This window comes from Cyanobium sp. Aljojuca 7A6 (assembly GCF_024346455.1).
Classification (GTDB): Bacteria; Cyanobacteriota; Cyanobacteriia; order PCC-6307; family Cyanobiaceae; genus Cyanobium.
The window spans coordinates 162,082-186,770 of record NZ_JAGQCY010000004.1 but is presented as its reverse complement, the minus strand read 5'-3'; the positions used below and the strand labels follow the sequence as shown (position 1 = coordinate 186,770).

The 24,689-nt window shown below is 66.4% G+C and carries 19 protein-coding genes; 18 read left to right on the top strand and 1 reads right to left on the bottom strand.

Annotated features, from left to right (window positions below):
• Positions 1-4: 4 nt before the first annotated feature.
• The 18 genes from KBY95_RS05725 (at position 5) to KBY95_RS05640 (ending at position 21,926) form a co-directional block, all read left to right on the top strand.
• Positions 5-940 (top strand): glycosyltransferase, encoded by a 936-nt coding sequence (locus tag KBY95_RS05725; protein WP_254964002.1) that lies wholly within the window; start codon positions 5-7, stop codon positions 938-940.
• Positions 937-3,000, top strand: coding sequence for a glycosyltransferase (locus KBY95_RS05720; protein ID WP_254964001.1), 2,064 nt, complete (start codon positions 937-939; stop codon positions 2,998-3,000). The genes KBY95_RS05725 and KBY95_RS05720 overlap by 4 nt, the downstream gene beginning before the upstream one ends.
• 1 nt (position 3,001) lies before the next feature.
• The gene (locus KBY95_RS05715) at positions 3,002-4,300 is read left to right on the top strand and encodes a hypothetical protein (RefSeq protein ID WP_254964000.1); all 1,299 of its coding nucleotides are present in this window, start codon (positions 3,002-3,004) and stop codon (positions 4,298-4,300) included.
• Entirely contained in the window at positions 4,297-5,475 is a 1,179-nt protein-coding gene (locus tag KBY95_RS05710; RefSeq protein WP_254963999.1) for a glycosyltransferase, read from the top strand. The genes KBY95_RS05715 and KBY95_RS05710 overlap by 4 nt, the downstream gene beginning before the upstream one ends.
• Positions 5,472-6,932 carry a hypothetical protein gene (locus KBY95_RS05705; protein WP_254963998.1) on the top strand — a complete coding sequence of 487 codons (1,461 nt, stop codon included), beginning with the start codon at positions 5,472-5,474 and terminating at the stop codon, positions 6,930-6,932. Before KBY95_RS05710 ends, KBY95_RS05705 begins: the two co-directional genes overlap by 4 nt.
• On the top strand, positions 6,929-7,732 hold the full coding sequence (locus KBY95_RS05700) for a glycosyltransferase family 2 protein (protein WP_254963997.1): 804 nt from the start codon (positions 6,929-6,931) through the stop codon (positions 7,730-7,732). Before KBY95_RS05705 ends, KBY95_RS05700 begins: the two co-directional genes overlap by 4 nt.
• 157 nt (positions 7,733-7,889) lie before the next feature.
• Entirely contained in the window at positions 7,890-8,924 is a 1,035-nt protein-coding gene (locus tag KBY95_RS05695; RefSeq protein WP_254963996.1) for an SDR family NAD(P)-dependent oxidoreductase, read from the top strand.
• 56 nt (positions 8,925-8,980) lie between these two features.
• Positions 8,981-10,102 carry a glycosyltransferase family 4 protein gene (locus tag KBY95_RS16255; RefSeq protein WP_261353490.1) on the top strand — a complete coding sequence of 374 codons (1,122 nt, stop codon included), beginning with the start codon at positions 8,981-8,983 and terminating at the stop codon, positions 10,100-10,102.
• A gap of 5 nt (positions 10,103-10,107) precedes the next feature.
• Entirely contained in the window at positions 10,108-11,949 is a 1,842-nt protein-coding gene (asnB, locus tag KBY95_RS05685; protein WP_254963994.1) for an asparagine synthase (glutamine-hydrolyzing), read from the top strand.
• A gap of 161 nt (positions 11,950-12,110) precedes the next feature.
• The gene (locus KBY95_RS05680; RefSeq protein WP_254963993.1) at positions 12,111-13,862 is read left to right on the top strand and encodes a carbamoyltransferase C-terminal domain-containing protein; all 1,752 of its coding nucleotides are present in this window, start codon (positions 12,111-12,113) and stop codon (positions 13,860-13,862) included.
• Complete coding sequence (locus KBY95_RS05675) at positions 13,859-14,737, top strand: glycosyltransferase (protein WP_254963991.1); 879 nt, start codon at positions 13,859-13,861, stop codon at positions 14,735-14,737. The genes KBY95_RS05680 and KBY95_RS05675 overlap by 4 nt, the downstream gene beginning before the upstream one ends.
• 295 nt (positions 14,738-15,032) lie before the next feature.
• Complete coding sequence (locus KBY95_RS05670) at positions 15,033-15,500, top strand: hypothetical protein (RefSeq protein ID WP_254963990.1); 468 nt, start codon at positions 15,033-15,035, stop codon at positions 15,498-15,500.
• Entirely contained in the window at positions 15,491-16,438 is a 948-nt protein-coding gene (locus KBY95_RS05665; RefSeq protein ID WP_254963989.1) for a hypothetical protein, read from the top strand. Before KBY95_RS05670 ends, KBY95_RS05665 begins: the two co-directional genes overlap by 10 nt.
• Positions 16,435-17,373 carry a glycosyltransferase family 4 protein gene (locus tag KBY95_RS05660; RefSeq protein ID WP_254963988.1) on the top strand — a complete coding sequence of 313 codons (939 nt, stop codon included), beginning with the start codon at positions 16,435-16,437 and terminating at the stop codon, positions 17,371-17,373. The genes KBY95_RS05665 and KBY95_RS05660 overlap by 4 nt, the downstream gene beginning before the upstream one ends.
• A 370-nt stretch (positions 17,374-17,743) precedes the next feature.
• Positions 17,744-19,597 carry a nucleoside-diphosphate sugar epimerase/dehydratase gene (locus tag KBY95_RS05655; RefSeq protein ID WP_254963986.1) on the top strand — a complete coding sequence of 618 codons (1,854 nt, stop codon included), beginning with the start codon at positions 17,744-17,746 and terminating at the stop codon, positions 19,595-19,597.
• A complete protein-coding gene (locus tag KBY95_RS05650; protein WP_254963984.1) occupies positions 19,594-20,532 on the top strand; it encodes an exosortase/archaeosortase family protein in 939 nt (312 codons plus the stop codon). The genes KBY95_RS05655 and KBY95_RS05650 overlap by 4 nt, the downstream gene beginning before the upstream one ends.
• A gap of 44 nt (positions 20,533-20,576) precedes the next feature.
• Positions 20,577-21,197 carry a hypothetical protein gene (locus KBY95_RS05645; RefSeq protein WP_254963982.1) on the top strand — a complete coding sequence of 207 codons (621 nt, stop codon included), beginning with the start codon at positions 20,577-20,579 and terminating at the stop codon, positions 21,195-21,197.
• Positions 21,198-21,497: 300 nt separating this feature from the next.
• Complete coding sequence (locus KBY95_RS05640) at positions 21,498-21,926, top strand: hypothetical protein (protein ID WP_254963980.1); 429 nt, start codon at positions 21,498-21,500, stop codon at positions 21,924-21,926.
• 272 nt (positions 21,927-22,198) lie between these two features.
• Here KBY95_RS05640 and KBY95_RS05635 read toward each other — a convergent pair whose 3' ends face one another.
• Positions 22,199-24,364: a polysaccharide biosynthesis tyrosine autokinase gene (locus KBY95_RS05635; protein WP_254963979.1), complete on the bottom strand. Its 2,166-nt coding sequence runs from the start codon at positions 24,362-24,364 to the stop codon at positions 22,199-22,201.
• Positions 24,365-24,689: the final 325 nt, after the last annotated feature.

Genomic DNA, 24,689 nt, shown 5'->3' with positions numbered 1-24,689 from the left:
GCTGATGCAGGAGCCTGTGGAGCTTGAAACCGGCACGGCGCCGCTGGTCTCGGTGGTGATGGGGGTTCGCAATGGCGGCGCCGGTCTCAGCGCCAGCCTCGATTCCCTAACCAGCCAGGAGGGGGTGAATCTGGAGATCGTGGTGATCAACGATGGCTCCAGCGACGACACCGGCGCGCAGCTGGCGGCCCGCGCCGCCTGTGAGCCGCGCCTGCGGGTGCTGGAGCGGCAGGGGCGCGGCCTCACCCGCTCACTGATCGAAGGCTGCCAGGTGGCCCGCGGCTGCTTCATCGCCCGCCAGGATGCCGGCGACATCTCCCTTCCCGGCAGGTTGCAACGCCAGCTGCGCTGCCTGCAGGAGAACCCCGACGCCAGCCTTTGCTCCACCCATGTGCGCCTGGTGGTGCCCGAGGGAGCCACCGTGCGGGTGAACGCGCCGAAGCCAGAGGAGCTCGCCGATGGCCTCACCGGGCCCGCCATCCACGGCTCGGTGATGCTGCGCCGCAGCGCCTATGAACGGGCCGGCGGCTACCGCGAGATGTTCTACTTCGCCCAGGACATCGATCTGTGGAGCCGCATGGTGGAGGTCGGCAGCCACCTGGTGGTGCCGGAGGTGCTTTACGAGGCCACCCTCTCCCCCGGATCGATCAGCGGCTCGCGGCGCCAGGAGCAGGAGGCCTTCCACGCCCTGATCGTGGCGGCCACCCGGGCCCGCCGCGGCGGGCAGCCGGAGGCTCCCGTTCTGGCCGAGGCGGAGGTCCTGAGCGAGCGCTGCCGCGGCTTGCGGGCCCAACCCCGCCGGCAAGCCGATGGGGCCTACTTCATCGGCGCCTGCCTCAGCGGCGAGCGCCCTGACCTGGCCCGCCACTATCTGCGCCAGGCCCTCAGCCTCAACCCCTGGCACCTCAAGGCCCGGCTCAAACTGGCCACCCTGCCATGACCATCAGCGTCGCGATTCCCACCTACGGCCGTGATCGGGTGCTGATCGACAGCGTCGCCGCCCTGCTGGCCCTGGATCCCCCCCCCTTTGAGCTGCTGGTCATCGACCAGACCCCCCGCCACGATCCGGACTGCGAAGCCCAGCTGAGCGTCTGGCAGGCGCAGGGAAGCATCCAGTGGCTGAGGCTGCCGACTCCTTCCATCACCGGCGCCATGAATGTGGCCCTGCAGGAGGCCCGCGGCGACAGGGTGCTGTTCCTCGATGACGACATCCTGCCGGACCCGGAGCTGCTCAACGCCCACGCACTGGCCGGAGCTGGCAGCAGCGAGGCCATGCTCGCCGGTCGGGTGCTGCAGCCCTGGCACCAGGGCCAGAGCGATCCGGAGGACGGACCCTTCCTGTTCAACAGCCTGCGGCCCCGCACGGTGGCGGAATTCATGGGGGGCAACGTGGCCATCCCTCGCCAGCTGGCCCTCGACCTGGGCGGGTTCGACCAGAACTTCGTGCGGGTGGCTTACCGCTTCGAAGCCGAATTCGCCCACCGCTGGCGCCAGGCCGGCCACCCGATTCAGTACGTGCCCGGCGCCCTGATCCACCACCTCAGGGCCGAGCGGGGCGGAACCCGCAGCTATGGCAAGCACCTCACCACGGTGAAGCCCGACCATGCCGTGGGGCGCTACTACTTCCAGCTGCGCACCCAGCCCCTGACCGTGGCTCTGGCGGCCTGCCTGCGGGGCTGGCTGGGGTCGGTGCGCAGCCGGCACCACCTGCGCCATCCCTGGTGGATCCCACCCACCCTGGTCGCCGAAGGACGTGGCCTGCTCTGGGCTTTGCGCCTGCAGAAGCGGGGTCCGGCCCTGCTGCCGACGCGCCGGCGCCGGCTGCTGATCGCCGGTAGCCATCCGGTGCAGTACCAGACGCCCCTGTTCCAGACCCTCGCCCATGCCCCCGGTGTGCGCAGCGAGGTGCTGTATCTCACCCTTCCGGATGCCCGGACCCAGGGGCTGGGATTCGGGGTTGCCTTCGAGTGGGACGTGCCCCTGCTGGAGGGCTACGCCTGGCACGAAGCCACCAGCGGCCGTGGCCGCGGCATCACCTCCGGCTATCGGGGGGTCTGGCTGGCACGTCCCCTGGTGGAGCTGGGGTTCGGTCCAGGCCGGGAGCGGCCCGATGCCCTGCTGCTGACCGGCTGGCACTTCCTGGGAATGGTGCAGCTGTTCATCGCCGCCCGCCTGCAGGGTCTGCCGGTGCTGCTGCGAATGGATTCCAATGCCTTCCGCCCCAGGTCCTGGCCCCTGACGCTCGCCTATTGGCTCCTGTTCCGGGGGGTCGGCGTCGGCCTTCCGGTCGGCACGGCCAATGCCCGCTGGTACCGCCAGTTCGGGGTCCCCCAGAGGCAGCTGGTGCACTCGCCCCACTTCGTGGATAACGCCTACTTCAGCGACAGGGCCAGGGCCCTGCGCCCGCGCCGGGACGCGCTGCGCCAGGACTGGGGCATCCCCCAGGAGGCCTTCTGTTTTCTGTTCGCCGGCAAGCTGCAGCCCAAGAAGCGCCCGTTCGACCTGCTTGAAGCGCTGCGGTTGCTGCTGGTGGACCCCTTGGTCCCATCCGTGCATCTGCTCCTCGTGGGGAGCGGGCCCCTGGAGGAGGCCTGCAGGGCGCTGGCCAGCCAGCACGGCCTGCCGGTGAGCTTCGCCGGCTTCCTGAACCAGTCCGCCATGCCGTCGGCCTACGCGGTGGCCGACTGCCTCGTACTGCCCTCCGACCACGGCGAAACCTGGGGGCTGGTGGTGAACGAGGCCATGGCCTGCGGGCTGCCTGCGATCGTGAGCGACCAGGTGGGATGCGCCGAGGATCTGGTGCTCGAGGGCCGCACGGGCCTGGTGAGCCCCGTCGGCCAGCCAGCGGCCCTGGCCGTGGCCATGGGCCGGATGGCCGCCGATCCCGCCGCCGCCGCTCGCATGGGGGCAACGGCAAGGGAGTTGGTCAACAGCCACTACAGCGTGCGCAACGCCGCCGAGGGAATCCTGGCAGGCCTGGCCCTGCTGGAGCAGCGCTGACATGCCCAAGGCCCTGATCCTCTCTCTGCAACCCCCGGGGGGCAGCGGCGTCCAGGCCCGTCGCTACGCCAAGCTGCTGCCCCATCTGCCAGCGGCAGGCTGGGAGTTCCATGTCGTCGGTCCCGACCCCCGGCTGGATGCCGTCACACCGGAGCCCTGCCCCGGCCAGGACCGGTTCTGCCACTACAGCCAGCGGGTCTCCCGCTCCCATCGCTGCTCCATCCGCAAGAACCGCCGCCGGGCCGGCACCCCGCTCCACCTGTGGTTCGGCCTGCGGCAGCTGATCCATGGCCAGTTGGAGCGGCTGATCGGCCACGCCCCCCAGAGCCACACCCTTGGGGGCCTCAGGGCCACGGCCCTGGAGACGGCAGCGACGATCCCGTTCGATCTGGTGGCCGGGATCTGCCCGGATTTCCTGGTGCTCGAGGTGGCCCGGGACGTGGCCAGGCAACTCGGCAAACCCTTCATCGCCATCTATGACGACCCCTATGGCCATCGGGAGAAGGGCCTGTTTCACCCGGCCCACCCCGAGCGCCAGCGGGCCGTGCTCACCGCGGCGACGGGGGCCGTGTTCGCCTCGCCCCTCACCCTCGAGCGCTACCGGGAGCAGGGCCTGCTGGGAGCCACCCCAGCCAGCTTCCTGCCGGACTGCTTCGAGGTCGGCGAAGCCTTCCCGCCAACGGCCGGGACAGGCCCGGCGGCCCCCGCGGAGCCAACCGCCGCGGCCCGCACACTGACCCTGTTTCACCCAGGCAACCTGGGGCCATGGCGGCCGATCGAACCCCTGCTGGAAGCCGTGCGTCGCTGGCAGAAGAGTGGCCAGGGCCCGCTGCGGATCCTTCTCTACGGCTACCTCTACGAAGCGGCCCGAACGGCCATCCGCACTGACGCCAGCCTGCGCCCCATCTTCAGGGTCCATGCCGCGGTGAGTAACGACCGCTCCCACCAGCTCGCCGAGGCCGCCGATGCCCTGCTGGTTCTGATCGGACCGCGCCACACGGACAACCTGCCCTCGAAATTCTTCGAGTACCTCCCCCACGCCACCCCGGTTTTGGTGGCCGGACCGGCGGGCAACCCCCTCCAGGCCATCCTCGAAGACCTGCACAAAGGCCTCTACTGCGACATCGAGAGCAGCACGGCCATCTTCAACGCCCTGGTGGCCTTGCAACGCCAGGCCGGCTGGTATCGGGACCGCCATCACCACAACCCCGACGCCATCGGCGCCTACGCCGCCTCCCGGGTGGCCAGGGCCTGGGCCGCTGCGTTTGATGACTTCCTGGCGGCTCGCCCCTTGCCATGAGGGTCCTGCATGTCATCCCCTCGATCAGCCCGCTGCGGGGCGGTCCCAGCCGGGCCGTGATCGACATGGTGGCGGCCCTGCGCCTTCAGGGCGTGGACGCCACCATCCTCACCACCAACGACCATGGCCCGAGCCTGCATCCTGATCTGGTCACAGGGCGGTGGCAGTGGCACCAGGGGGTGCCGGTGCTGGCCTTTGCTCGCTGGAGCCCGCCCGTGGCGGCCCTGAGGGAATTTGCCGTCAGTCCCGGGCTCAGTCTGTGGCTGGCCAGGCACCTGAAGCAGTACGACCTGCTCCACGTCCACGCCCTGTTCTCCTTTCCCTCCACCAGTGCCATGGTCCAGGCCCGCTGGGCCGGTGTTCCCTACATCCTGCGCAGCATCGGCCAGCTGAGCCCGTGGAGCCTGGCCCAGAGCCGTGGCCGCAAACGCCTGCTGCTCCACCTGATCGAACGGGGCAACCTGCAGCGGGCGGCCGCCCTGCACTTCACCAGCGCAGCCGAACGGGATGAAGCCGCCGCCCTGGGCCTGACCTCCCCGAACCTGGTGCTGCCCCTGGGGGTGCACGGCCCCGACTCCCCAGCCCAGCCGACGGGTTCATCGAACACTTCAGCGCCGGTCCGCTTTCTGTTCCTGTCCCGGCTGCACCCGAAGAAGCAGCTGGAGAACCTCCTGGAAGCTCTGGCCCTGCTGCAGCGGCACCGGCCCGAAGCGAACTGGGAACTGGCCATCGCCGGCGACGGGGAGCCCCGCTACGTTGCCGGCCTTCAGGAGGAAACCAGGACGTTGGGGATCGACGTTCGCTGTCACTGGCTGGGATTCGTCGAAGGGGAAGCGAAATGGAGGGCCCTGCAGGCGGCCGATTGGTACGTGCTGCCATCGGCAGCAGAGAACTTCGGCATTGCAGCGGTTGAAGCTCTTGCCACGGGCACCCCTGTGATCCTTTCCCGTGAGGTGGCGGTCGCCGCCGACGTGGCCCGCACCGGAGCTGGTCTGGTCAGCGCCAGTGACCCGGAAGCTCTGGCCCTGACCCTGGCCAGGGCACTGCAGCGGCCTTCCCTGGCAATGCGGGCTTCCGCCATTAACCTGGCGACAATGGATTTTTCCTGGAGCTCGATCGCCCTTCAGCTGCGCGACGCCTACCGCCAGGTGCTGACCTCCTCCGCCGGCCGATGACCATTTTCTTGCTAATCGTGCTCTTCGGGGCGCTCACCGCCGTGCTTCTCGACGGGGACTGGCGCACCGGTCTGATGGTCACTCTGATCATCGGTTTCGTTCAGGATCCCCTGCGCAAGATCACGCCAGACCAACCCGGCTACATGGTCGGTCTGGTGCTGATCGGATTTGCCCTTTGCGGGGTAGTGCTCCTGGAGCGGGCGGGGCGCTTCAACCTGCGAGCCATGTTCTGGACAGTGCCGCAATTTGATGGCTGGGTGACGATCTACTTCAGCCTGATCGCCCTGCAGAGCCTCAACAGCTTCGCCCGCTTCGGCGATATCCGGCTCACCGCCATTGGGGCCGCTTTCTATCTGGCTCCGGCCTTCGGCCTGTGGGTGGGCTTCCAGGTGGGATGCAACCTGCCCGTACTGAAGCGCCTGCTGACTCTTTATCTTGTCGGCTCGGCGGTCATGGCGCTTACCGTCTACATCAGTTTCCAGGGGGTCGACCATCCCACCCTCAAGGAAGTGGGCGACGGTCTGCTGATCACCTTTCGCCATGGCTTTTCGGCCCAGGGGGCCTCGGGTTTCTGGCGAACCAGTGAAATCGCCTCCTGGCAGCTGTCGGCCGCCGCGTGCATCGCAGCGTCGATGGCCCTCGCCAGCCAGAAGCCCACTACCCAGTTCGGGCTGCTGCTGATGGCGGCCGGCTTTGCCTTCCTCACCCTACTCACCGGCCGCCGCAAGGCCCAGGTGCTCATCCTGGCGTTCGTGGCCGTCTATTTGCTGCTCTTCAGCCGCAGGGCCAGTCCCGCCTCCAAGGAACGGGTGATCGCCAGTGTGCTTGGGGTGGCAGGGATCTCCTATCCCCTTTACTCCTTCTTCCTCTCGGAGAACCTTGGCGAAAACTTTGGCGAGTACACCAATCGATCCCTCACCATCCAGCAAGATCTGGTCGAGCGCTTCGACTCCCAGGGCATCGGCGCCACTCTGAGGGCGATCGAAATCTCCGACGGCATCGGCATGGGGGTGGGGGCAGGCGCCAGCACAGGCGGCCTCGTCAGGAATGCCGCTCGCGATGCGATTCAGAGCGTGGCTTTCGTCTCCGAAGGTGGAGGAGGGCGATTGATTCTGGAACTGGGCATCCCGGGCATGGTGGTTCTTGGGGTGATCCTTGTGCTGCTGGGCCTGGTGCTGTTGCGCAACTTCCGACTCCTCAAGCAACTGCCCCAGTCCACCTCAGCCTTGCTGATGGGTCTCATGTCCTTCGCCCTTGCCAATGTCCCTGCGTTCTTCTCGGCGGCCCAGCTCTATGGCGACCCCTTTGTACTGATCTTGATGAGTCTGTCTCTGGGATCCTTCCTGGCCATTCCCAGCCTGGTGTCCCAGCAGCAGGAGCAATGGGCTCAGTGGCAACAGCACCAAGACCAGCAACGGCAGAGGCTCCTGGAGCCACGCTCCCAGCCCCTGGCATGAGCCTGCCAGAGGCTTCCAGTGCCCTCCTCACCGCACTGATCCTGACCTACAACGAAGAGGCCAACATCGGCCGGACCCTCGATCATCTGGGCTGGCTGGATTCCATCCTGGTGATCGACAGTGGCAGCAGCGACGCCACCCTGGCCATTCTCGCCGAACATGCTGCGGTGCGGGTGCTCTATCGCCCCTTCGACAGCTTTGCGCAGCAATGCAACTTCGGCCTGGACCAGATCGCCACCCCCTGGGTCCTGAGCCTGGATGCGGATTACCGCATCCCGCCGGCCCTGGCCAGCGAGATCCAGACGGTGATCAGGGATCCTGGCAACGCGGCGGTGGCTGGCTTCGCCATCCCGTTTCGTTATTGCATCGCTGGCCATCCCCTGCGCAGCGGCATGCTGCCGCCCCGGATCAGCCTGTATCGCCGCGGCCTGGGCCGCTACCGCAACGACGGCCATGGGCACCGCATGGACCTGTCGGGCCAGGTCCAACGCCTGCGGCAGCCGATCTTCCACGACGACCGCAAACCCTTGCAGCGCTGGCTGGCCTCCCAGGGCCGCTACCTGGCGATCGAAGCGGTCAAACTGCGCACCACTCCCTCCCGACAGCTGTCGCTGACGGATCGGCTGCGCAAGCACACGCCACTGGCCCCTATCGCCGCTCTGTTGTTCTGCCTGCTCTGGAAAGGTGGTGTCCTCGAGGGCTGGCGCGGCTGGGCCTATGCCCAGCAACGCATGTATGCCGAACTGCTGCTCCAGCTGATGCTTCTGGAGGACCACACCAGCCTGTCGACACCTTCTTGATTGGACGCACGATTCCGCAGGATGTGGATGTTGGATTAAGGTCCGCCCTGATTGGTGGAGGCCTTCCAGCTCCGTCACTCCGCCACACCCTTCGCGATCGGAAGGCTCACCCGCCTGCCGCGCCGTATCCGTCGATTCCCTCGCCTCGCCCATCTCGATGCCTTCGATCCTGATCACCGGCGGCGCCGGTTTCATCGGCGTCAATGCCGCCCAGCACTTCGCCTCCCTGGGGTGGGAGGTGGTGGTCCTCGACAACCTGTCCCGTCGGGGCACGGAGGACAACCTCCGCTGGCTGCTGGAGAAGCATCCCGCCATCGTCTTTCATCGGGTCGACATCCGCCAGGCGGAGGCCCTTGCCGAGGTTGTGGCCAGCCTGCGACCCGCGATGCTGCTGCACCTGGCGGCCCAGGTGGCGGTCACCACCTCTTACACCAACCCGCGGGAAGACTTCGAGATCAACGCCCTGGGCACGTTCAACGTGATGGAGGCCGTCAGGCTCCATTCCCCCGAGAGCTTCGTGCTCTACGCCTCCACCAACAAGGTCTATGGCGGCATGGAAACCGTGGCGGTGGAGATGACACCCCATGGCTATCGCTTCCGGGATCTGCCCGCCGGCGTACCCGAGACCCAGCCCCTTGACTTTCACTCGCCCTACGGCTGCTCCAAGGGGGTCGCAGATCAATACACGATCGATTACGCCCGCATCTACGACCTGCACACCTGCGCCTTCCGCCAGTCCTGCATCTACGGCACCCGGCAATTCGGCATCGAAGACCAGGGCTGGGTGGCCTGGTTCAGCATCGCCGCCCTTCTGGAGCGGCCGATCACCCTCTACGGCGACGGCTGGCAGACGCGGGACGTGCTTGACGTCCGGGATCTGGCCCGGGCCTACGAAGCCGCCTGGCACCATCGCGACACGATCAGCGGCCAGGCCTTCAACATTGGTGGTGGCCCCGTCAACACCCTCTGCCTTCGGGATCTGCTGCGCTTTCTTGAAGAGGAGCTGACCATCAAGCTCACCCCCCTCAGCGGCCAGTCCCGACCCGGCGATCAGCCCGTGTTCATCTGCGATGTCACCAAGGCCGCCGAGCAGCTGGGCTGGACACCGGAGATCAGCGTTGATGCGGGCGTCCGGCACCTGATCCGCTGGGTCCGCGACAACCGCGACCTTTTCGGCTGGCTCAAACAATGAGGCGGCCGCGGGCCCTGATCAGCACCATCGAGCCAGTGGATGGTGGTGTTCCCGCCATGACCGCCTGCGTCGCCAGGATGCTGGAGGAGCTCGACATCGAGCCCGTCTTCGCCTGGTACGCCCCCTGGAGCACCCATCCGAAGCTGTCGGTTCCGCTCCATGCCGTCGCCAGCGGCCGGCGGCCCGGCCAGATGCAACGCCGCGTCTACGGAGGCCACGAGGGCCACGGCCTTGGGGCCTGGCTGCCGGAGCTGGAATTCACCCACTACCTACCAAGGCGGGCCTGGCGGGAACTGGTCGCCGGCTGCGACCTGCATCTCTCGGTCACGGGCAATCCCCTCTGTGCCACCCCTTTCACGAGGCTGGGGATCCCCTTTCTGGCCTGGGTGGCGACCCCCTGGCAGGACGATCGGGTGGACCGCGTCAAACGCTTTTCCCGGCCGAGGCGGCTGCTCGACCGCACCCTCAACGGCCCGGTGCTGCGGCGCCTGGAGCGCCAGGTGCTCCAGGCGCCCCGGGGGCGGATCCTGGCGTTGAGCGGTTATACGGCCACGGCCCTGGCGGCCATCGCCCGCCGTCCCATGGACGGGGTGATGCGCATGCCGGTGAATCCCGCCATCTTCCATCCCGCCCCTGAACGGCTTGTGCCCTGGCGCATCGGCTTCGCCGGCCGCTACGCCGACCCGCGAAAGCAGATCACCCTGCTGCTGGAGGCCGTGGCCCGGCTCGTGGCGCAAGGGCGACCGGTGCAGCTCGTCCTGGCCGGTGAGCAGGGCGTCCATCGACTCCAGGGCCCCCTGGCGGCGATGGGACTCGAAGGACGGGTGCGGTGTTACCCCTGCCTTGGCCCCAGCGCCCTGGCGGAGCTGCTGCAGGGCCTGGACCTGTTCGTGATCCCCTCCCACCAGGAGGGCCTGTGCATTGCGGCCTTGGAGGCGATGGCCTGCGGTGTTCCTGTCGTCAGCACCCGCTGCGGCGGCCCGGAGGACTACGTGATCGACGCCTGCACAGGCCAGCTGGTGGCCAGCGAGCCCGCCGCCATGGCGGCGGCGATCGCGGCCATCTGTGCCGATCGGGACCTCCGAGAACGCCTCTCCGCCGGGGCCCTGGCCTGGGTGCGGGAGCAGGCCAGTCCGGAGGCGGCCCGGCGCACCTTCCTGGCGCACCTGGAGGCCTAGAGCGGATGTGCGGCATCGCGGGCCAGCTGGGCCGGGAACCGGACACCTTCGCCGCCAGGGTCGGCCCACGCCTGGCCCACCGGGGACCGGATGACGCCGGCGTCTGGCAGGACGCGGAGGCCTGCCTGGTCCACCGGCGCCTGGCGATTCTGGATCTCTCCCCCCTGGGCCATCAGCCGATGGCCTCCGCCTGCGGCCGCTGGCAGCTGGTGTTCAACGGCGAGATCTACAACCACGCCGAGCTGCGCTGCCGGCTGGAAGCCCAGGGGCAGCACTTCCGGGGCAGCGGCGACACCGAGGTGCTGCTGGCCTGGCTGATCCGCTGGGGCCGGGACGGGCTGGCGGCGTTACGTGGCATGTTCGCCTTCTGCCTGTACGACACCCGGGAACGCAGCGCCCTGCTGGCCCGTGACCCCCATGGCATCAAACCCCTCTACCTGCGCAGCGGGCCAGGGGGCTCTTTGTCCTTCGCCTCGGAGCTGCGGGCCCTGCTGGCGGCCGATCCAGAGCGGCCCTGCCTCAATCGTGAGGCTCTGGGGCAGTACCTGGCCACCGGATCGGTGCCGGAGCCCGCCACCCTGGTGCAAGGCGTGCAACGCCTGCCCAGTGGCCACGCCGCCACCTGGCGACAGGGTGAGCTGAGCGTGCATCCATGGGGGGCCCTGCCGGAGAGCCTCGCCGGCGCCACCAGCGACTCCGGCATGACAGCGGCGGCTGCCGTGGCCCTCACCCGCTCGGCGCTCGAGGACTCCGTGGCCGCCCACATGGTGAGCGATGTGTCGGTGGGGCTGTTCCTCAGCGCCGGACTCGACTCCGCCTCCCTGCTGGCGCTGGCCCCCCGGGGCCTGCACACCTTCACGATCGGGTTTGAGGCGGCAGGGGCGGGCGGCTTCGACGAGTCGGAGCCGGCGGCCCGCATCGCCAGCCACTTCGGGGCCCATCACACGCCCATGAACCTCACGGCCGACCAGGCCCGGGAGTGGCTGCCTTCCTTCCTGGCCAGCCAGGACCAGCCCTCCATCGACGGGTACAACACCTGGTGCGTAGCCCGGCTGGCCCGGGAGCACGGGCTGAAGGTGGCCCTCTCCGGCCTTGGCGGCGATGAACTGTTCGGGGGCTATCCCAGCTTCCGGATGGTGCCGAAGCTGTGCCGCTGGCGCCGCCGGATCGGCCCGGCCGGGCCGGCGGCGGCCTGCATCCTGCACCGGCTGCCCCAGGGGCGCCGCGCCCGGCTGCAGCGGATCACGGGTCTGCTGGAGGCTCCAGCCTCCCTGGGGCGGGCCTATGGGTGTTTCCGGGGCCTGTTCTCCCCCACCGAGACCGAGCGCCTGCTGGAGCACTGGGGGCTCTGCGCTTCCACTGGCGCTGCTGCGGCCGGTGTGGCCTCCGGGGGGGAGACACCGGGCGGGCGTGAAGGGGTGGCCTGGCTGGAAGGCACCCGCTATCTGCGCAACCAGCTCCTGCCGGACAGTGACGTGATGGCGATGGCGGCCGGACTGGAACTGCGCCTGCCCCTGGTGGATGCCCAGTTGCAACGCCGGCTGGCGCCGATCCCCGCCGCCCTGCGGCTGGCGGAAGGCAAACAGCTCCTGGCAGACAGCCTGCCGGAGCTCCCCGGCTGGTTCCTCAACCGCCCCAAGCAGGGGTTCCGCTTCCCGTTCCAGCTGTGGCTCGACGACCCGGCCTCACCCCTGGGCCTGCGACTTCCCTCGACACCGCGGGGAATTGACCTGGCCCCCTGGTACCGGCGCTGGAGCCTGATGGTGCTGCAGCACTGGCTGGAGGCGCACCTCGACGTCAGCCTGTCTGCGGCCCCGCACCTGGGTCCATCTGGGAAGGTCCCCTAAGATCCCCCTGCGGTTGGACATCCCGCCTCCCGGGTTCATTGGCCCCTTTGTTCCATCCGTTCGTTCGGGCTTTTCATGCAGGGATGTCGAGGCCGAGCGGATCCTGAGAGCCACCGCACCGGCTCCATGACTTTGCAATCGCTAACCGGTTCACCAGCTCCATGACGCTGATCCTGGGCATCAATGCCTTCCACGCCGATGCGGCCGCCGCCCTAGTCCGGGATGGGGTCATCGTCGCTGCAGCAGAAGAGGAGCGCTTCCGTCGCATCAAGCACTGGGCCGGCTTCCCCACCGAGGCCATGGCCTGGTGCCTGGCCGATGCCGGCGTGGGGCCAGCCGAACTCGACCACATCGCCATCAATTCCCAGCCCGGGGCCCACCGCTGGCGCAAGGTGGCCTACACCCTGGGGCACCGCCCCGATCCGCGCTTCCTGATGGCCCGCTGGCGCAACAAGCGCGAACGGGCCGGCCTGGCCCAGCAGCTGGCCCTGGCCTTTCCAGGGGCGGAGATCGGAGCGCGGCTTCACTTCGTGGAACACCACCGGGCCCACCTGGCCTCGGCCTTCTTCGCTTCCCCCTTCCAGGAAGCAGCCGTGATCTCAGTCGATGGGTTCGGCGACTTCGCCAGCGGCGCCTGGGGCCATGGCCAGGGCAACCAGCTCAGCCTGGATGGCCAGATCTGGTTCCCCCATTCCCTGGGCGCCTTCTACACCGCGATCACCCAGTACCTGGGCTTCCCCAACTACGGCGACGAATACAAGGTGATGGGACTGGCGCCCTATGGCCAGCCCACCCGGATGGAGGCCATGCGCCGCATCGTGCGGCTCCAATCCGACGGCACCTATCGCCTGGATCTGCGCTACTTCCTGCATGCCACCCAGAAACTGCCGCACCAGTGGAGCAACGGGGCCCCGGTGGTCGGCAGCCACTGGAGCAAGGAGCTGGAATCCCTGCTCGGCCCTGCCCGCCTGGCGGAGGAGCCGCTCCAGCAGCACCACATGGACATCGCCCGCTCCGCCCAGACGATGTACGAGGAAGCCTTCTTCCACCTGCTGCGAGCCCTGCACCGGAGCCACCCCAGCGAGCAGCTCTGCATCGCCGGCGGCTGCGGTGCCAACTCGGTGGCGAACGGCAAAGTGACCCTGGCCACCCCGTTCCAGCGGGTCTATGTGCAGGCGGCCGCCGGTGACGCCGGGGGCGCCCTCGGCGCTGCCCTCGAGGTGTGGCATGGGCTGGGGCGCACCCGCTCCGCACCGATGCGCCATGCCTACCTGGGCAGCCAGCCGGCACCTGGAGAGGTGGAGGATCTGCTGGCCAGTCCCACCACCCGCACGGCCTTGGAGCAGGCCCAGTGCAGCCTGGAGCGACCGGAGGAGAGTGCCCTCTGTGAGCAGGTGGCGGCGGCGATTGCCGAGGGGTTGGTGATCGGCTGGTTCGATGGCCGAATGGAATGGGGACCCAGGGCCCTGGGCCACCGTTCGATCCTCGGTGACCCCCGTCGCGCCGACATGAAGGACATCCTCAACCTCAAGATCAAGCGGAGGGAATCGTTTCGTCCCTTCGCCCCTTCCGTGCTGGAGGAGGCGGTGGGCGACTGGTTCAGCCTTGAAGGGGAGGTGCCCTTCATGATGCAGGTCTACCCGATCCGTGAGGAGCAGCGCGCCCGCATCCCGGCCGTCACCCACGTCGACGGCAGCGGCCGTCTCCAGACCGTGAACGCGGCGGACAATGGCCGCTACTACCGCTTGATCCGAGCCTTCGCCGATCAGACGGGGGTGCCGATGGTGCTGAACACCTCGTTCAACGAAAACGAGCCGATCGTCTGCACTCCCGCCCAGGCCCTCGACTGCTTCCTGCGCACCCGCATGGACCTTCTGGTGCTGGGTGACGTGCTGATCCGCCGGCAGGGGTGAGCGCCACGCCGCCACCCGGCGCTGCCCCAGGCGCCCCGTTCCCCCCCGGTGCCGCCACCGGACTCAGCCTGATCGTTCCCACGCTCGATTCCTACCGGCTGCTGCCCCGACTGGTGACGTCCCTGCAGCGCCAGAGCTGGCCCCACTGGCGGGTGCTGTTCATCGACGGCCCCAGCGGCCCTGAACATCGGGCCTGGCTGGATGCCCTCTGCCACAGGGACAAGCGCTTCACCTGGCAGCCCCAGGATCCGGCGTTTCCGGGCATCTTCGGTGCCATGAACCAGGGCATCCTCGCCACGCCCCTGGAGCACTGGCTGCTGTTCTGGGGCAGCGATGACTGGGCGGCCGGCCCAACCGTGCTTGAGGAGGCGCTCAAGGCGACCAGGCCGGAGACACCAGGGGGCGGCCTGCCGGATCTGGTGGTCTGCCATGGACGTTACGCGGGGACCGGACAGGACGGAGCCACGCAACTGGGACGCCGCACGGCCTTCTCGAGCTGCGGGACCTATCGCCTCAGCCTGTTTCTGGGCTCCACGCCACCGCACCAGGCCACCCTGATCGGGCCTGGGGCCCGCCGCCATGTCGATCAGTTCGCCGCACCCTTCCGGCTCTCCGCCGACCTCGACTTCTTCCTCCGCCTGAGCGCCTACGCCGACCTCTCGGCGCGGGGGCTGGATCTGGAGCTGGTACACATGGGCCAGGCGGGGGTCAGCGGCCAACAGACCCGCCGGCGGCTTGAGGAGGTCAGGCTGGCCTATGGCCGGACGTTCGGCTGGCTCTGGTGGATTCCCTTCAGCCTGCGCTACATCAGGCGTGTCTGGAGTCGGGGGCCTGCGCTGAGACGGGCGCGTAAGGAAACGGGACGGGGCGAATAAGCTGCCACAAGCCAGCGCTTCGATTCCCTTGCCAGAGGAGAGCGGGCCTGCCAAGCCGGGCCGGGAACGGCAGCGGCAGCGGGTCAGGAGCAAAATCCGCCGGCCGATCGAGGGGCCGCTCCTGCGGCGCCTACGGGGCGACCGCAGGGTTCGGGTTGGAAGTGTGGTCCTGGCCGGCCTGGCCATGGTGGCCTGGTTCTTCGCACCGGCCTGGCAGGGGACGCGGGGCACCGCACCACGACCTTCAAGGGAGGGTGCTAGGTCAGTTCAGGCAGGGACTGGACAGGGAACCCAGGTGATTTCCGCCTTCATTGAAGATCCCTGGCGGAGCCAGTCGGCCCTTCTTCTCTGGCGGGACCGGCCAGGAGCCTATCTGGTACTGCAGGGCAACGCCGAGTACCAGTCCATCACCTACAACCATCTCAAGAACCGCCAACTCTGGCCCGAGGACAGTTCACGGGTGGTGCGACTGCTCCCGGCCTGCGACACGGTCGGTCTCGTCACGCACCTAGCCAGGCTGGTGCAGAAATGGCCGAAACCAGGCCGGGTCACGATCGTGACAGCCCCTACCCACATGGATCGAACCATGGCCATCGCCAAGATCGTCTATGCCGGCACTGGCTGGCAGGTGGAGGGCTCCGACGCCGAAACCGGTGATCTGCGGCCCGAATCCCAGCTGCGGCTCTGGCGCGACCAGCTGCGCGCCTCCCTTTGGCGCCTCACTGGATGGGATGGACGCCTTGATGGCAACGAATGCCTCTGATCCCCCCTTTGGCCCTCCCCTCCCCTGTCCCGATCACGCTCTTCGGAGCCACCACACCGAGTGGCCAAGCCCTGATCGAGCTGGCCGGGGGGCGGCGGCGGCAGTTGGTGGTCGCTGGCCGGCGTCCGCCGCTACCGCCAGCCGGAGGCGACGATCCACCGCCATTTCTACCCTGCGATCTGGAGGATGCCTGCGGGGAGAACAGAGCGCCGAAGGGGTTGCTGGTGAGCTTTGCCCCCATCTGGACGTTTGCCCCCTGGCTGGCCCGTTTTGCCCGTGACAACCCAGCCGGCTTCGCCGCCCTGCGGGGGGTGATAGCCTGCTCCTCCTCCTCGGTGATCACCAAACGGTTCGCTGCCAATCGCTTCGACCGGGATCTGGTGCAACGGCTGGGGCAGGCGGAAGAGCAGTTGACCCTGACCTGTACCAGCCACGCCCGCCCGCTGCAGATCCTTGCGCCCACCTTGATCTACGGGCAGGCCGGCCCCCTGGGCGATCGCAACCTGAGCAAACTGCGCCAGCTGCTGCGGCGCCTGCCCCTGCTGCCCCTGCCCGGCCAGGGTGGTCTGCGGCAGCCCATCCACTGCCGCCAGCTGGCCGCCGTGGCCCTGCACCTGGCCGACCGCCTGCCCCTGGCCGGAGGCGACCCTTCGCATCAAGTACACCTGCCCCTCGGTGGCGATGAGACCCTGACCTACGCCACCATGCTGCGACGCCTTCAGGACGCAAGCGAGCCAGGCGATGCGGCCCGACGCTGTCGGCTGCTGGCCCTGCCGCCGCGCCTCTTCCAGTCCCTCGCCGCGCCACTGCTGTTGCTCTCTCCGAAGAACTTCGAGGCGCTTCTGCGGATGAGTGCCGACCTGGCCGGGTTCACACCGGCCCATCGCATCCTGGGGGGACCTCCCGAACCGTTCCCTGTGCTCCCGCTGGCGCCATGACCGCCCTGCACGCCCCCGCTGTCCTGCTGCTGGGGAGTGGACTGGGCGCCTTGCTCCTTCACCTTCTGCTGCCTCTGCTGCGGCGCGGGCTGGTGGCTCAGCCCAACGCCCGCAGCTCCCACCAACGGCCCACCCCGCGGGGAGGCGGCCTGGCCTTTGTGCTAGTCGGCAGCGCCCTGGCTCCCCTGGCCGGTGACGGCTGGCCGGCCTGGATTCCCCTGATCTGCCTGCCTCTGGCCCTGGTGGGCCTGGTGGACGACCGACTCGATCTGCCGGCCGCAGGGCGCTACTGCATTCAGATCGCCACTGCCCTGGCCCTGGTGGCGATCACCCCCCTGACCATGGCGTGGTGGCTGCTTCCCGTGGCCTGGTTCGCCGTCACCGCAGTGATCAATTTCGTCAACTTCAGCGATGGCCTCGATGGGCTCGTCGCCGGCTGCGCCTCGGTGCTGCTGGGCGTTGCCGTTCTGGCGATGGCTCCCGCTGCCGGCAACGGCCTGCTCCCCCTGCTCGGCGCCCTGCTGAGCTTCCTGGCCTGGAACTGGAGCCCGGCCCGGGTGTTCATGGGGGATGTGGGCAGCACGTTCCTCGGGGCGGTGATCGCCGGCATGGTGCTGCAGCAGGCCACACCGGCCATGGCCCTGGGCCTGTTGCTGGCGGGCTCTCCCCTGCTGGGGGACGCCTGTCTCTGCGTTCTGCGCCGCTGGCAGGCAGGCCAGCCGATTTTTCAGGCCCACCGCCTGCACCTCTACCAGCGACTGCATCAGGCCGGCTGGCCCCACGACCGGGTGGCCCTCCTCTACATCGGCGCCACCGCCCTGCTGGGCTGGGCCCTTCTCGTCCATGGCCTGGCCCTGGAACTCGGCCTGCTAGCCGCGGAACTGGTTGTTGGCCTCTGGCTGGATCGGCACCGCGCCGTCCCCTTCTCTCCATAAAATGGCAGTAACATCGTTTGAAGAAGCTCTTACCCAGCCCATGATCCATTCCTCCATAACATCAATGTTGGATGAGAATGTCGATCCAAGCGTCATTGGCTAGGGTCGATTCTTCGCTCCATCCATGGGGGTACTATCCGAGCCTCATCATCAGACCAGCGGCCTTGGGCCCGGGGTTGGCCATTCTACTTTTCAGAGATTTCAGGCTCAACCTCATCTTTCTATTTATTGGTTGAATTTTCAGCCCTTCATCACCTGATTCATCGATCCTCATCGATCTGAACGATTGATTCCCAAGCTCTCATTCCTTCGTTACGTCCAGAAGCAGCTGCTCGCCCGCAGGCTGCTTCTGGTCGTTTTTGATGGTCTGATGATCATCACGGCCTACCTCGGGGCTTTCATTCTGCGCTTGCCTGACGCCGAATCTCTCAGGGGGTTCCTACCTTCCACCATCCTGCTGCTGCCCCTCGCCGTGATCACGGGCCTGCCCGTGTTGGTCGTCTCCGGTTGGTACCGTGGGCTCACGCGTTACGCCGGCAGCCATTCTCTCTACGGGCTCGTGCCCCGCTCAGGCTCGATGGTGCTGATCCTTCTGCTGATCAGCACCCTGATGGGGGGCCCCCAGCCGCCACGTTCTTTCTGGATTCTTTACTGGCTGTTGTTCACCGGAGGGGCCATTGCCAGCCGCATCGTGCTGCGCGACGTGCTCGTCCATCACCTGGACCAACGCGAGAACCACAACCCAGGCAATGCCAAGGGCGATGCCACCCTCATCTATGGGGCCGGGGCCTCCGGCATGGGTCTGCTGCTGGCCCTTCGCAACGACCCCAGCTTCCGAGTGGTCGGATTTCTTGACGACGATGAAGGGATCCAGGGCCGAACCCTTCAGAACATGCCCATCCACACCCCCCTGCGGCTACCCCGACTGATCGAACGCCACGGCGTGAGCAAGGTTCTCCTCGCCATGCCAGCCATGTCCAGGCGCCGCAAGAGGCAGCTGGTCGACCAGCTCACCCACAGGGGGCTAGAGGTGCTCTCGATCCCTTCCCTGGCCCAGATGGCCAGTGGCCAGAGGATCGTTTCCGACCTGCAGGCGGTGGCCATCGAAGATCTGCTGGGCCGCGAACCCTCCAACCCAGATCCGGTGCTCCTGAAGGCTGGCGTCGAGGGCAAAGTGGTCATGGTGACAGGAGCTGGTGGGTCCATCGGCAGCGAGCTCTGCCGCCAGATCGTGGCTCTCGGCGCGTCCCGGCTCCTGCTGGTCGAGCGCAACGAATTCGCCCTTTACGCCATGGAGCGCGAGCTGAAATCCCAACCCTGCGGCGTCGAACTTCTTGCCGTCCTGGGCGATGCCTGTGATGCCGGTCGCCTCACCCTCCTCTGCCGCCGCTATGGCGTGGATACGATCTTCCACGCTGCGGCCTATAAGCATGTGCCGCTCGTGGAGGCCAATCTCTGCGCAGGCATCGCCAACAACATCGGCGCCACCGCGGCCGTGATCGCTGCCACCCGATCCTCGGGCGTCAGCCGGCTCACCCTGATCTCCACCGACAAGGCCGTGCGTCCCACCAATGTGATGGGAGCCAGCAAGCGGATCTGCGAATTGCTGATCCAGGCCGCCGCCGCCGAGTTCGAAACGGGTGGTCCGATTCTTTCCATGGTCAGGTTCGGCAACGTGCTGGGATCCTCCGGTTCTGTGATCCCCTTGTTCCACCAGCAGATCTCCAGAGGAGGGCCCGTCACCGTCACCCATCCGGCCATCACCCGTTACTTCATGACCATCCCGGAGGCCGTCCAGTTGGTGCTCCAGTCGACTGGCATGGCCATCGGCGGCGATCTCTTTCTGCTCGACATGGGAGAACCGGTGCGGATCGCCGACCTGGCCCGGCAGATGATCGAACTGTCAGGCCTCCGGGTACGGGACGATCACAACAGCGACGGTGACATCGCCATCCAGTACACAGGTCTTCGGCCAGGGGAAAAGCTCTACGAAGAACTGCTGATCAATGCCGACGACCAGCCCACCAAGCACCCGCTGATCCGTCGGGCCACAGAGCCGCGTTGCGAAAGCGAGCAGTTGTTTCCGCTCATCCAGCAACTGAACAAGGCCCTCGCCAACTGGGACGAAGCGAAGACCGCTGAGCTGCTGCGCCGGCTGGTGCCGGAATACGATCCTTATGAAGCCGCAGCGACCCCACCATTGGTCGACGCCCTGGCCCGATGAACAACATCGTCGCGCGTCTCTACAACGATTTCCTGCTGAGGCTGCCTGCGTCCTGGCGGGCCTCCATTCCGGCCTTTCCTCCACCGACACCCCGCAATCTCTGGCTGGCCCTTTCCGCAGCCGTAGCCATCCAGAACGTCGCCGTCTTCCAGAGCAGCCAGAGTGAGCACATCACTGTGTTCTCCCTTCTGGTCTGGGGAGGAGCAGTGATCTGCATGGAAGATCAGTTCGAGGACCTTGAACCCCGACCTGCCGCCTGGGGGCTGATCATCGGCACCCTGGTGCTGCTCTGGGTCCTGACCCGCTCGGCTGTGATCCTGCACTGGGACGGCCTGTTGTTCGCCCTCGCGCCGATCGGCGGTGCTGCCCTGGGTCTGCTGGCCGAAAAGCCCAGCCAGCTTGGCCGCTTCCGCGATCCCCTGCTCTGCCTGATGCTGCTACCAGGCTTCGCCCTGTTGATGCGAATCCTGCCGGAAGCCCCCATCAGCCTGCTCACCGCCCGTGTCTCCGGCTTCTGGCTCAGCATCCTGGGACTGGACGTGATCGTGAATGCCCGCAGCGTGCTTCTTCCCGGGGGTGGCGTGAAGGTCCTGGGACCGTGCAACGGCGTCGACCTGATGGCTCAGATTCTCTGCGTGGGCGTGATCTTCCTGTTGGCCTTTCCAATCCGTTCCTGGACCAGTCGTTTCCTGCTGTTTCTGGCCGCTCCGCTGATTGGGCTGATCTGCAACACCTTCCGTATCGCTCTGCTGGCGGTGTTTGCCGGTAACGGTTACTCCAAGGGAAGCTGGTGGTTCGATTTTTTCCATGAGAGCACCGGATCGCTTGTCTTTTCGGGGGTGGCGGTCCTGATCTTCGGCAGGCTTTACATGCAGCTCCTCGAGAGGGAATTGCCTCCCTTGCCCTCGCCGCCGGCACAGGGAGAAAGCTCGTGATCACCTCTCCACTTCTGGTGCGGTGGTATGGGACACTCGCCGCCGTGGCAGCCGTCCTGGCCACCCAGGCGATCGTGCTGCCACGCTGGCCCACAGCACCCGCCCCGCTCCCCGCTGAACAACTGGAGGCCAAACTAGGCGAGGCCAAGCTCCTCTCTCTGAAAGATCGCCCCTCAACTGCCAGCCTCTGGCATGCGAAGCGCAACATCGAACTCGCGACGTCGACACCGGTGGTGATCCCCCTGCGGGGTGGGTATGAGCTCACCGTCATTGAGGGCTCCATGCGCCAAAGGTTCAATTTTCAGGCCGGCACCATCGCTCGAGATCAACCCAGCCTGAAGCTCAGAAAGCGTCATCTGACCATGGCACCGGTACCCACAGCGGCGGGCCTGGCCCAGGATCGCCCCGTGCTTCAGACCTGCCTGGTGAGGGGGCCTGGCCTTGATGAGCCCTTCGGGGTGACGCGCGAACAACTCACAGCCATTGCCGACCGTCGGGCCAGCGGCAAGGTCGCCGCTCTCGAGCGTGTGATCGGACTCCAGGCCAATCGCTCCTATGCCTGCACGCTGATCAGTCTGCGGGGGCCCCAAGGGGAACCACCGTCCGACGGCCTCTGGCAGCAGGTGCTGGGCTTGGTGAAGCCAGTGCTGCAATCCCAGGATTAGGCAGGGAGCGCACCCCCCGTAGCCGAAAAGCGCAACGTTTGCACCTGAATCACCGCTCCCCCTTCCCGTCATCGCCGTCACACCCTCCACGCGCCCCTTTGCCGATGCCGCTCAACAGCCTGAACAGGCGATGGTGACCTCGCGGCAGGCTGGGGTCAACGCCCAGGTGATCCACTAATGGTCGGCGTTCTGAGGCGGTTTCTGCAGAGCCTGAGAGAGGCCGACAACCCAAGCCATGGGCTGCCCGAAAGCTCGCTTCCCTGCAGCTGGATTCTCACCAATCGGCTGGCTGTGGGTCCGATGCCCCGCAGCGACAGGCACTGGCAGCAACTGGAGCAGGCCGGATTTCGCAGCCGCTTCAGCTGTTGCTATCCAGAGGAGGAAACCGGACTTGTCCTTCCGCCTGGGTGGTCGAGTGACAGGGTCTCCCTGCCCGATCATCGGGAGCAGGAGCCAATGCAGCAAGCCAGGCTCGCCCTTGCCCTGGCCAGGGCGAAGGACCTGGTGGATGACGCTGCCCCGGTTTACCTGCATTGCATGGCGGGATACGAGCGCTCGCCACTGCTGGCTGTAGGCCTCACAGCGCGGCTGCGCGGTTTTGACATGCTGGCAGCCCTGGCCTGGGTGAGACGCTGCCATCCGATGGCAATGCCGATTTACACCCACCTGGTGATGCTGGAGAGCATCCTGTCAAGCGGGCCTAGGGCCACAGATTTCACTCAAGACTGAGAGGGGGCGCTCAGCTCTTGTTACCGAAGCGTTTGCGCAGCCAGCGCATCGGACCGCCACCGGAGTCGCTGCCCTTGTGATGATGACGGGAAAGGACCCTTTCGACAGGAGGCAAGGAGCTGCTGGAGGTCAGGCTCGAAACGTTGCCTCCGTTGGAAGTGGATGGGCCGGAGCCCTGACCACCCTCATCGCGAAAATAGGTTTTGACGTCTGACTCTCCCTCGTTGTACCGAGCGCCACTCGACGCATTGGTGGCGGCACCCTTCATGTAACTATCGCGGTAGCGCTGCACATAACTGCCAAACCCACCGGGGGTTGACTCGGTACCGCTCTTGGCATATCCAGAGGCCGATGCAATAAGCATAGTGATAGTAGTAACCATATTCATAACCATAATCATTGAGACGACTTGGGAAGTTCACCTGGTTGCAAATTACGCCCAACACATCGACTCCAGAGGCTTTGATCCGCCGGCTCGCTTGCGGGGCCAGCTCGCGACTCACCTTGCCAAGTCCAACAAGAAAAAGGATTCCATCCAGCTTCTCCCCGAGGAGGATCGGATCGGCCAGCATCAGACAGGGAGGTGCATCCAGCACGATGATGTCGTAGCCGGGAAGGGCACGGATCTCGTCCATGATTTCCTTGCAGCGACTGGAGTTCAGAAGCTTGGCGGGATCGGGTGGCTTCGGACCGGCAGGAAGCACATCCAGATTCTCAACAATGGAATGAATGAAATCCGTGGGCTTTCGGGTGGAATCAGACAAGAGAGTGGAAAGGCCATCACCCTGCTCCACTCCAAGATATCTGGCCTGCATGGGCAGACGCATGTCGGAGTCAACGACAAGCACCTTTAGGCCAAGATCTGCGAGAGTACGGGCGAAAACAGAAACGGCTGTGGATTTTCCCTCCCCTTGGGTGGAGGAAGTGATCCCCACCATGCGGATGTTGTTGTCAGCACGAAGCAGGCGGAAGGTTGTGAACAGGCTGCGCAGGGACTCTTTGATCGCAAAGCGCTCGCTGGAGGACATCTTGGAGATACTGGTAGCGATGTCGACACCGGGCTCTAGGGGCAGGTATGGAATCAGGCCTAGCACGGGCATCTGAAGTTCCTTTTCCACTTCCATGGGGGTATGGAAGACGTTGTCCGTTCGCTCCCTCAGGATGGCCGCACCGAGACCAGCCAGCAGGCCGATCATGATGGCTCGCAGCAGGTTGCTCTGGATGTCGGGCTCGACAGGGCTGCCGCCGAAATCTGGGGGACCGATCACTTCCCAGGGAGAGATTGAGCGGGCCATCTCCAAGCGATAACGCTCCCTGGCCTGGATGTAGGAGGAGTACTGCTCCCTTGCGATCGACAGACGCTGGTTGATATTCTCGAACTCCGACAACTTCTGCGGGTTGTTCCGGAAATTCTCGCTAAGCAGCAGAATCTGCCGGTTGATCTCATCTTGTTGGGCCGCATTGGAGAGCAACCGAGCCTTGACGGCGTCCGCGGCTTGGCGCTGGACCACTGGAAGCAGTTGGTTACGTCTCGCCAGCAAGGATTGCACGATTGGAGAGTTTTCCTTGAAGGTGCCTTTGGCCGTGGCGAGCTCCTGCTCGAATTGGTTGAGCAGATCGAGAGGCGTGGGAGTGCCGCTGGCGGCCTCCGCCCCTGAGGATGCTCGTCCAGGCACGAGAACGCTGTTGCGACCAAGCTGTTCTAAGGCGGTGGGGGCTCCGCTGGGGGTGAACTGCAGCTTTCCGGTCTGAATCGATTTCAGTTGGCTGTCCAGCTGAACCTGTTCGTTCTGCAGGGCGCGCGCCTGGTTGACGAGTCCTTCACGGGCTCCGAGGATTTGACTGGCGGCCGTGGCAGGGTCGACAAAATTGTTGCGTTCGCGGAATTTGAGCATCTCCTGAGAGAGCTTCTGAACACGGGCCTCAATGGCCGGGGCCTGCTCATCGAGGAATCGGACGCCTGAATTGACTGCAGCCTGGCGCTGGGTCATGGAGAAGGCTGTATAATCCTTCGCAAGCTGACGCAGAATAACCTTGCCTTTGGCGGGATCAGGCCAGCGCAGCGAGACATTCAAAACGTTGTCGACCCGTGCCGACTCCTGGTTGATCGACAGGTTGCGCTCAAGGGCGCGAAGCGGGACTCCTTGGCGCTGGGCGACCGGTCCGAGCAGCAGGGGACTGCGCATCAGGACGATGAGGCTGGGGACGTCGGTCTTGATTTCGCTGCGGGCGATACTTTCCACGGATCCGCCGCCTCCGCCTCCGCCGCTGCCGGGGTTATCAAACGGATTGCTGATCTGCATCTGAAACCCCCCCTGGTAGACGGGATCGAAGATGCGTTGCCGCAGGGTGTTGATCGCCAGCACACCTGTCACCACAGCGAAGGTGAGCAGGAAGACGGATTGGCGGCGCTTGACGGTCCGCACCAGCCCGCCCAAGCCACCGGAGCCTGACTGGCCTTCGCCCGTGGGGTTCAGGGGACTCTGAAGCGATGGATCAAAAGGGAGATTGGGGGTGGGACCCTGACTGGTCGTCGCCGGGAGGGACAGTGGGCGCGGCGTTCCACCCGGAAAGGTCTCAGGAGGAACACCCGTCGTTGTCACGTTATGAACTGCGAGGAAAGTTGTTCCGATGATAATGGCAACCGGAGAAGAATGCCCTCTTGACTCGGGCGTCTATGGTGGAAATCCGATCAAAGTATGTCGGTGGCTTCTCCTCCAAGAGCATCTGTACCCAAAAGGCCCATCACTGGGCAGAAGCAGG

Excerpts from the sequence above, each read along its gene's own strand:
- KBY95_RS05725 (WP_254964002.1), top strand. The coding sequence starts at position 5 with ATGCAGGAGCCTGTGGAGCTTGAAACCGGCACGGCGCCGCTGGTCTCG.
- KBY95_RS05720 (WP_254964001.1), top strand. The coding sequence starts at position 937 with ATGACCATCAGCGTCGCGATTCCCACCTACGGCCGTGATCGGGTGCTG.
- KBY95_RS05715 (WP_254964000.1), top strand. The coding sequence starts at position 3,002 with ATGCCCAAGGCCCTGATCCTCTCTCTGCAACCCCCGGGGGGCAGCGGC.
- KBY95_RS05710 (WP_254963999.1), top strand. The coding sequence starts at position 4,297 with ATGAGGGTCCTGCATGTCATCCCCTCGATCAGCCCGCTGCGGGGCGGT.
- KBY95_RS05705 (WP_254963998.1), top strand. The coding sequence starts at position 5,472 with ATGACCATTTTCTTGCTAATCGTGCTCTTCGGGGCGCTCACCGCCGTG.
- KBY95_RS05700 (WP_254963997.1), top strand. The coding sequence starts at position 6,929 with ATGAGCCTGCCAGAGGCTTCCAGTGCCCTCCTCACCGCACTGATCCTG.
- KBY95_RS05695 (WP_254963996.1), top strand. The coding sequence starts at position 7,890 with ATGCCTTCGATCCTGATCACCGGCGGCGCCGGTTTCATCGGCGTCAAT.
- KBY95_RS16255 (WP_261353490.1), top strand. The coding sequence starts at position 8,981 with ATGACCGCCTGCGTCGCCAGGATGCTGGAGGAGCTCGACATCGAGCCC.
- asnB (WP_254963994.1), top strand. The coding sequence starts at position 10,108 with ATGTGCGGCATCGCGGGCCAGCTGGGCCGGGAACCGGACACCTTCGCC.
- KBY95_RS05680 (WP_254963993.1), top strand. The coding sequence starts at position 12,111 with ATGACGCTGATCCTGGGCATCAATGCCTTCCACGCCGATGCGGCCGCC.
- KBY95_RS05665 (WP_254963989.1), top strand. The coding sequence starts at position 15,491 with ATGCCTCTGATCCCCCCTTTGGCCCTCCCCTCCCCTGTCCCGATCACG.
- KBY95_RS05660 (WP_254963988.1), top strand. The coding sequence starts at position 16,435 with ATGACCGCCCTGCACGCCCCCGCTGTCCTGCTGCTGGGGAGTGGACTG.
- KBY95_RS05655 (WP_254963986.1), top strand. The coding sequence starts at position 17,744 with ATGATCATCACGGCCTACCTCGGGGCTTTCATTCTGCGCTTGCCTGAC.
- KBY95_RS05650 (WP_254963984.1), top strand. The coding sequence starts at position 19,594 with ATGAACAACATCGTCGCGCGTCTCTACAACGATTTCCTGCTGAGGCTG.
- KBY95_RS05640 (WP_254963980.1), top strand. The coding sequence starts at position 21,498 with ATGCCCCGCAGCGACAGGCACTGGCAGCAACTGGAGCAGGCCGGATTT.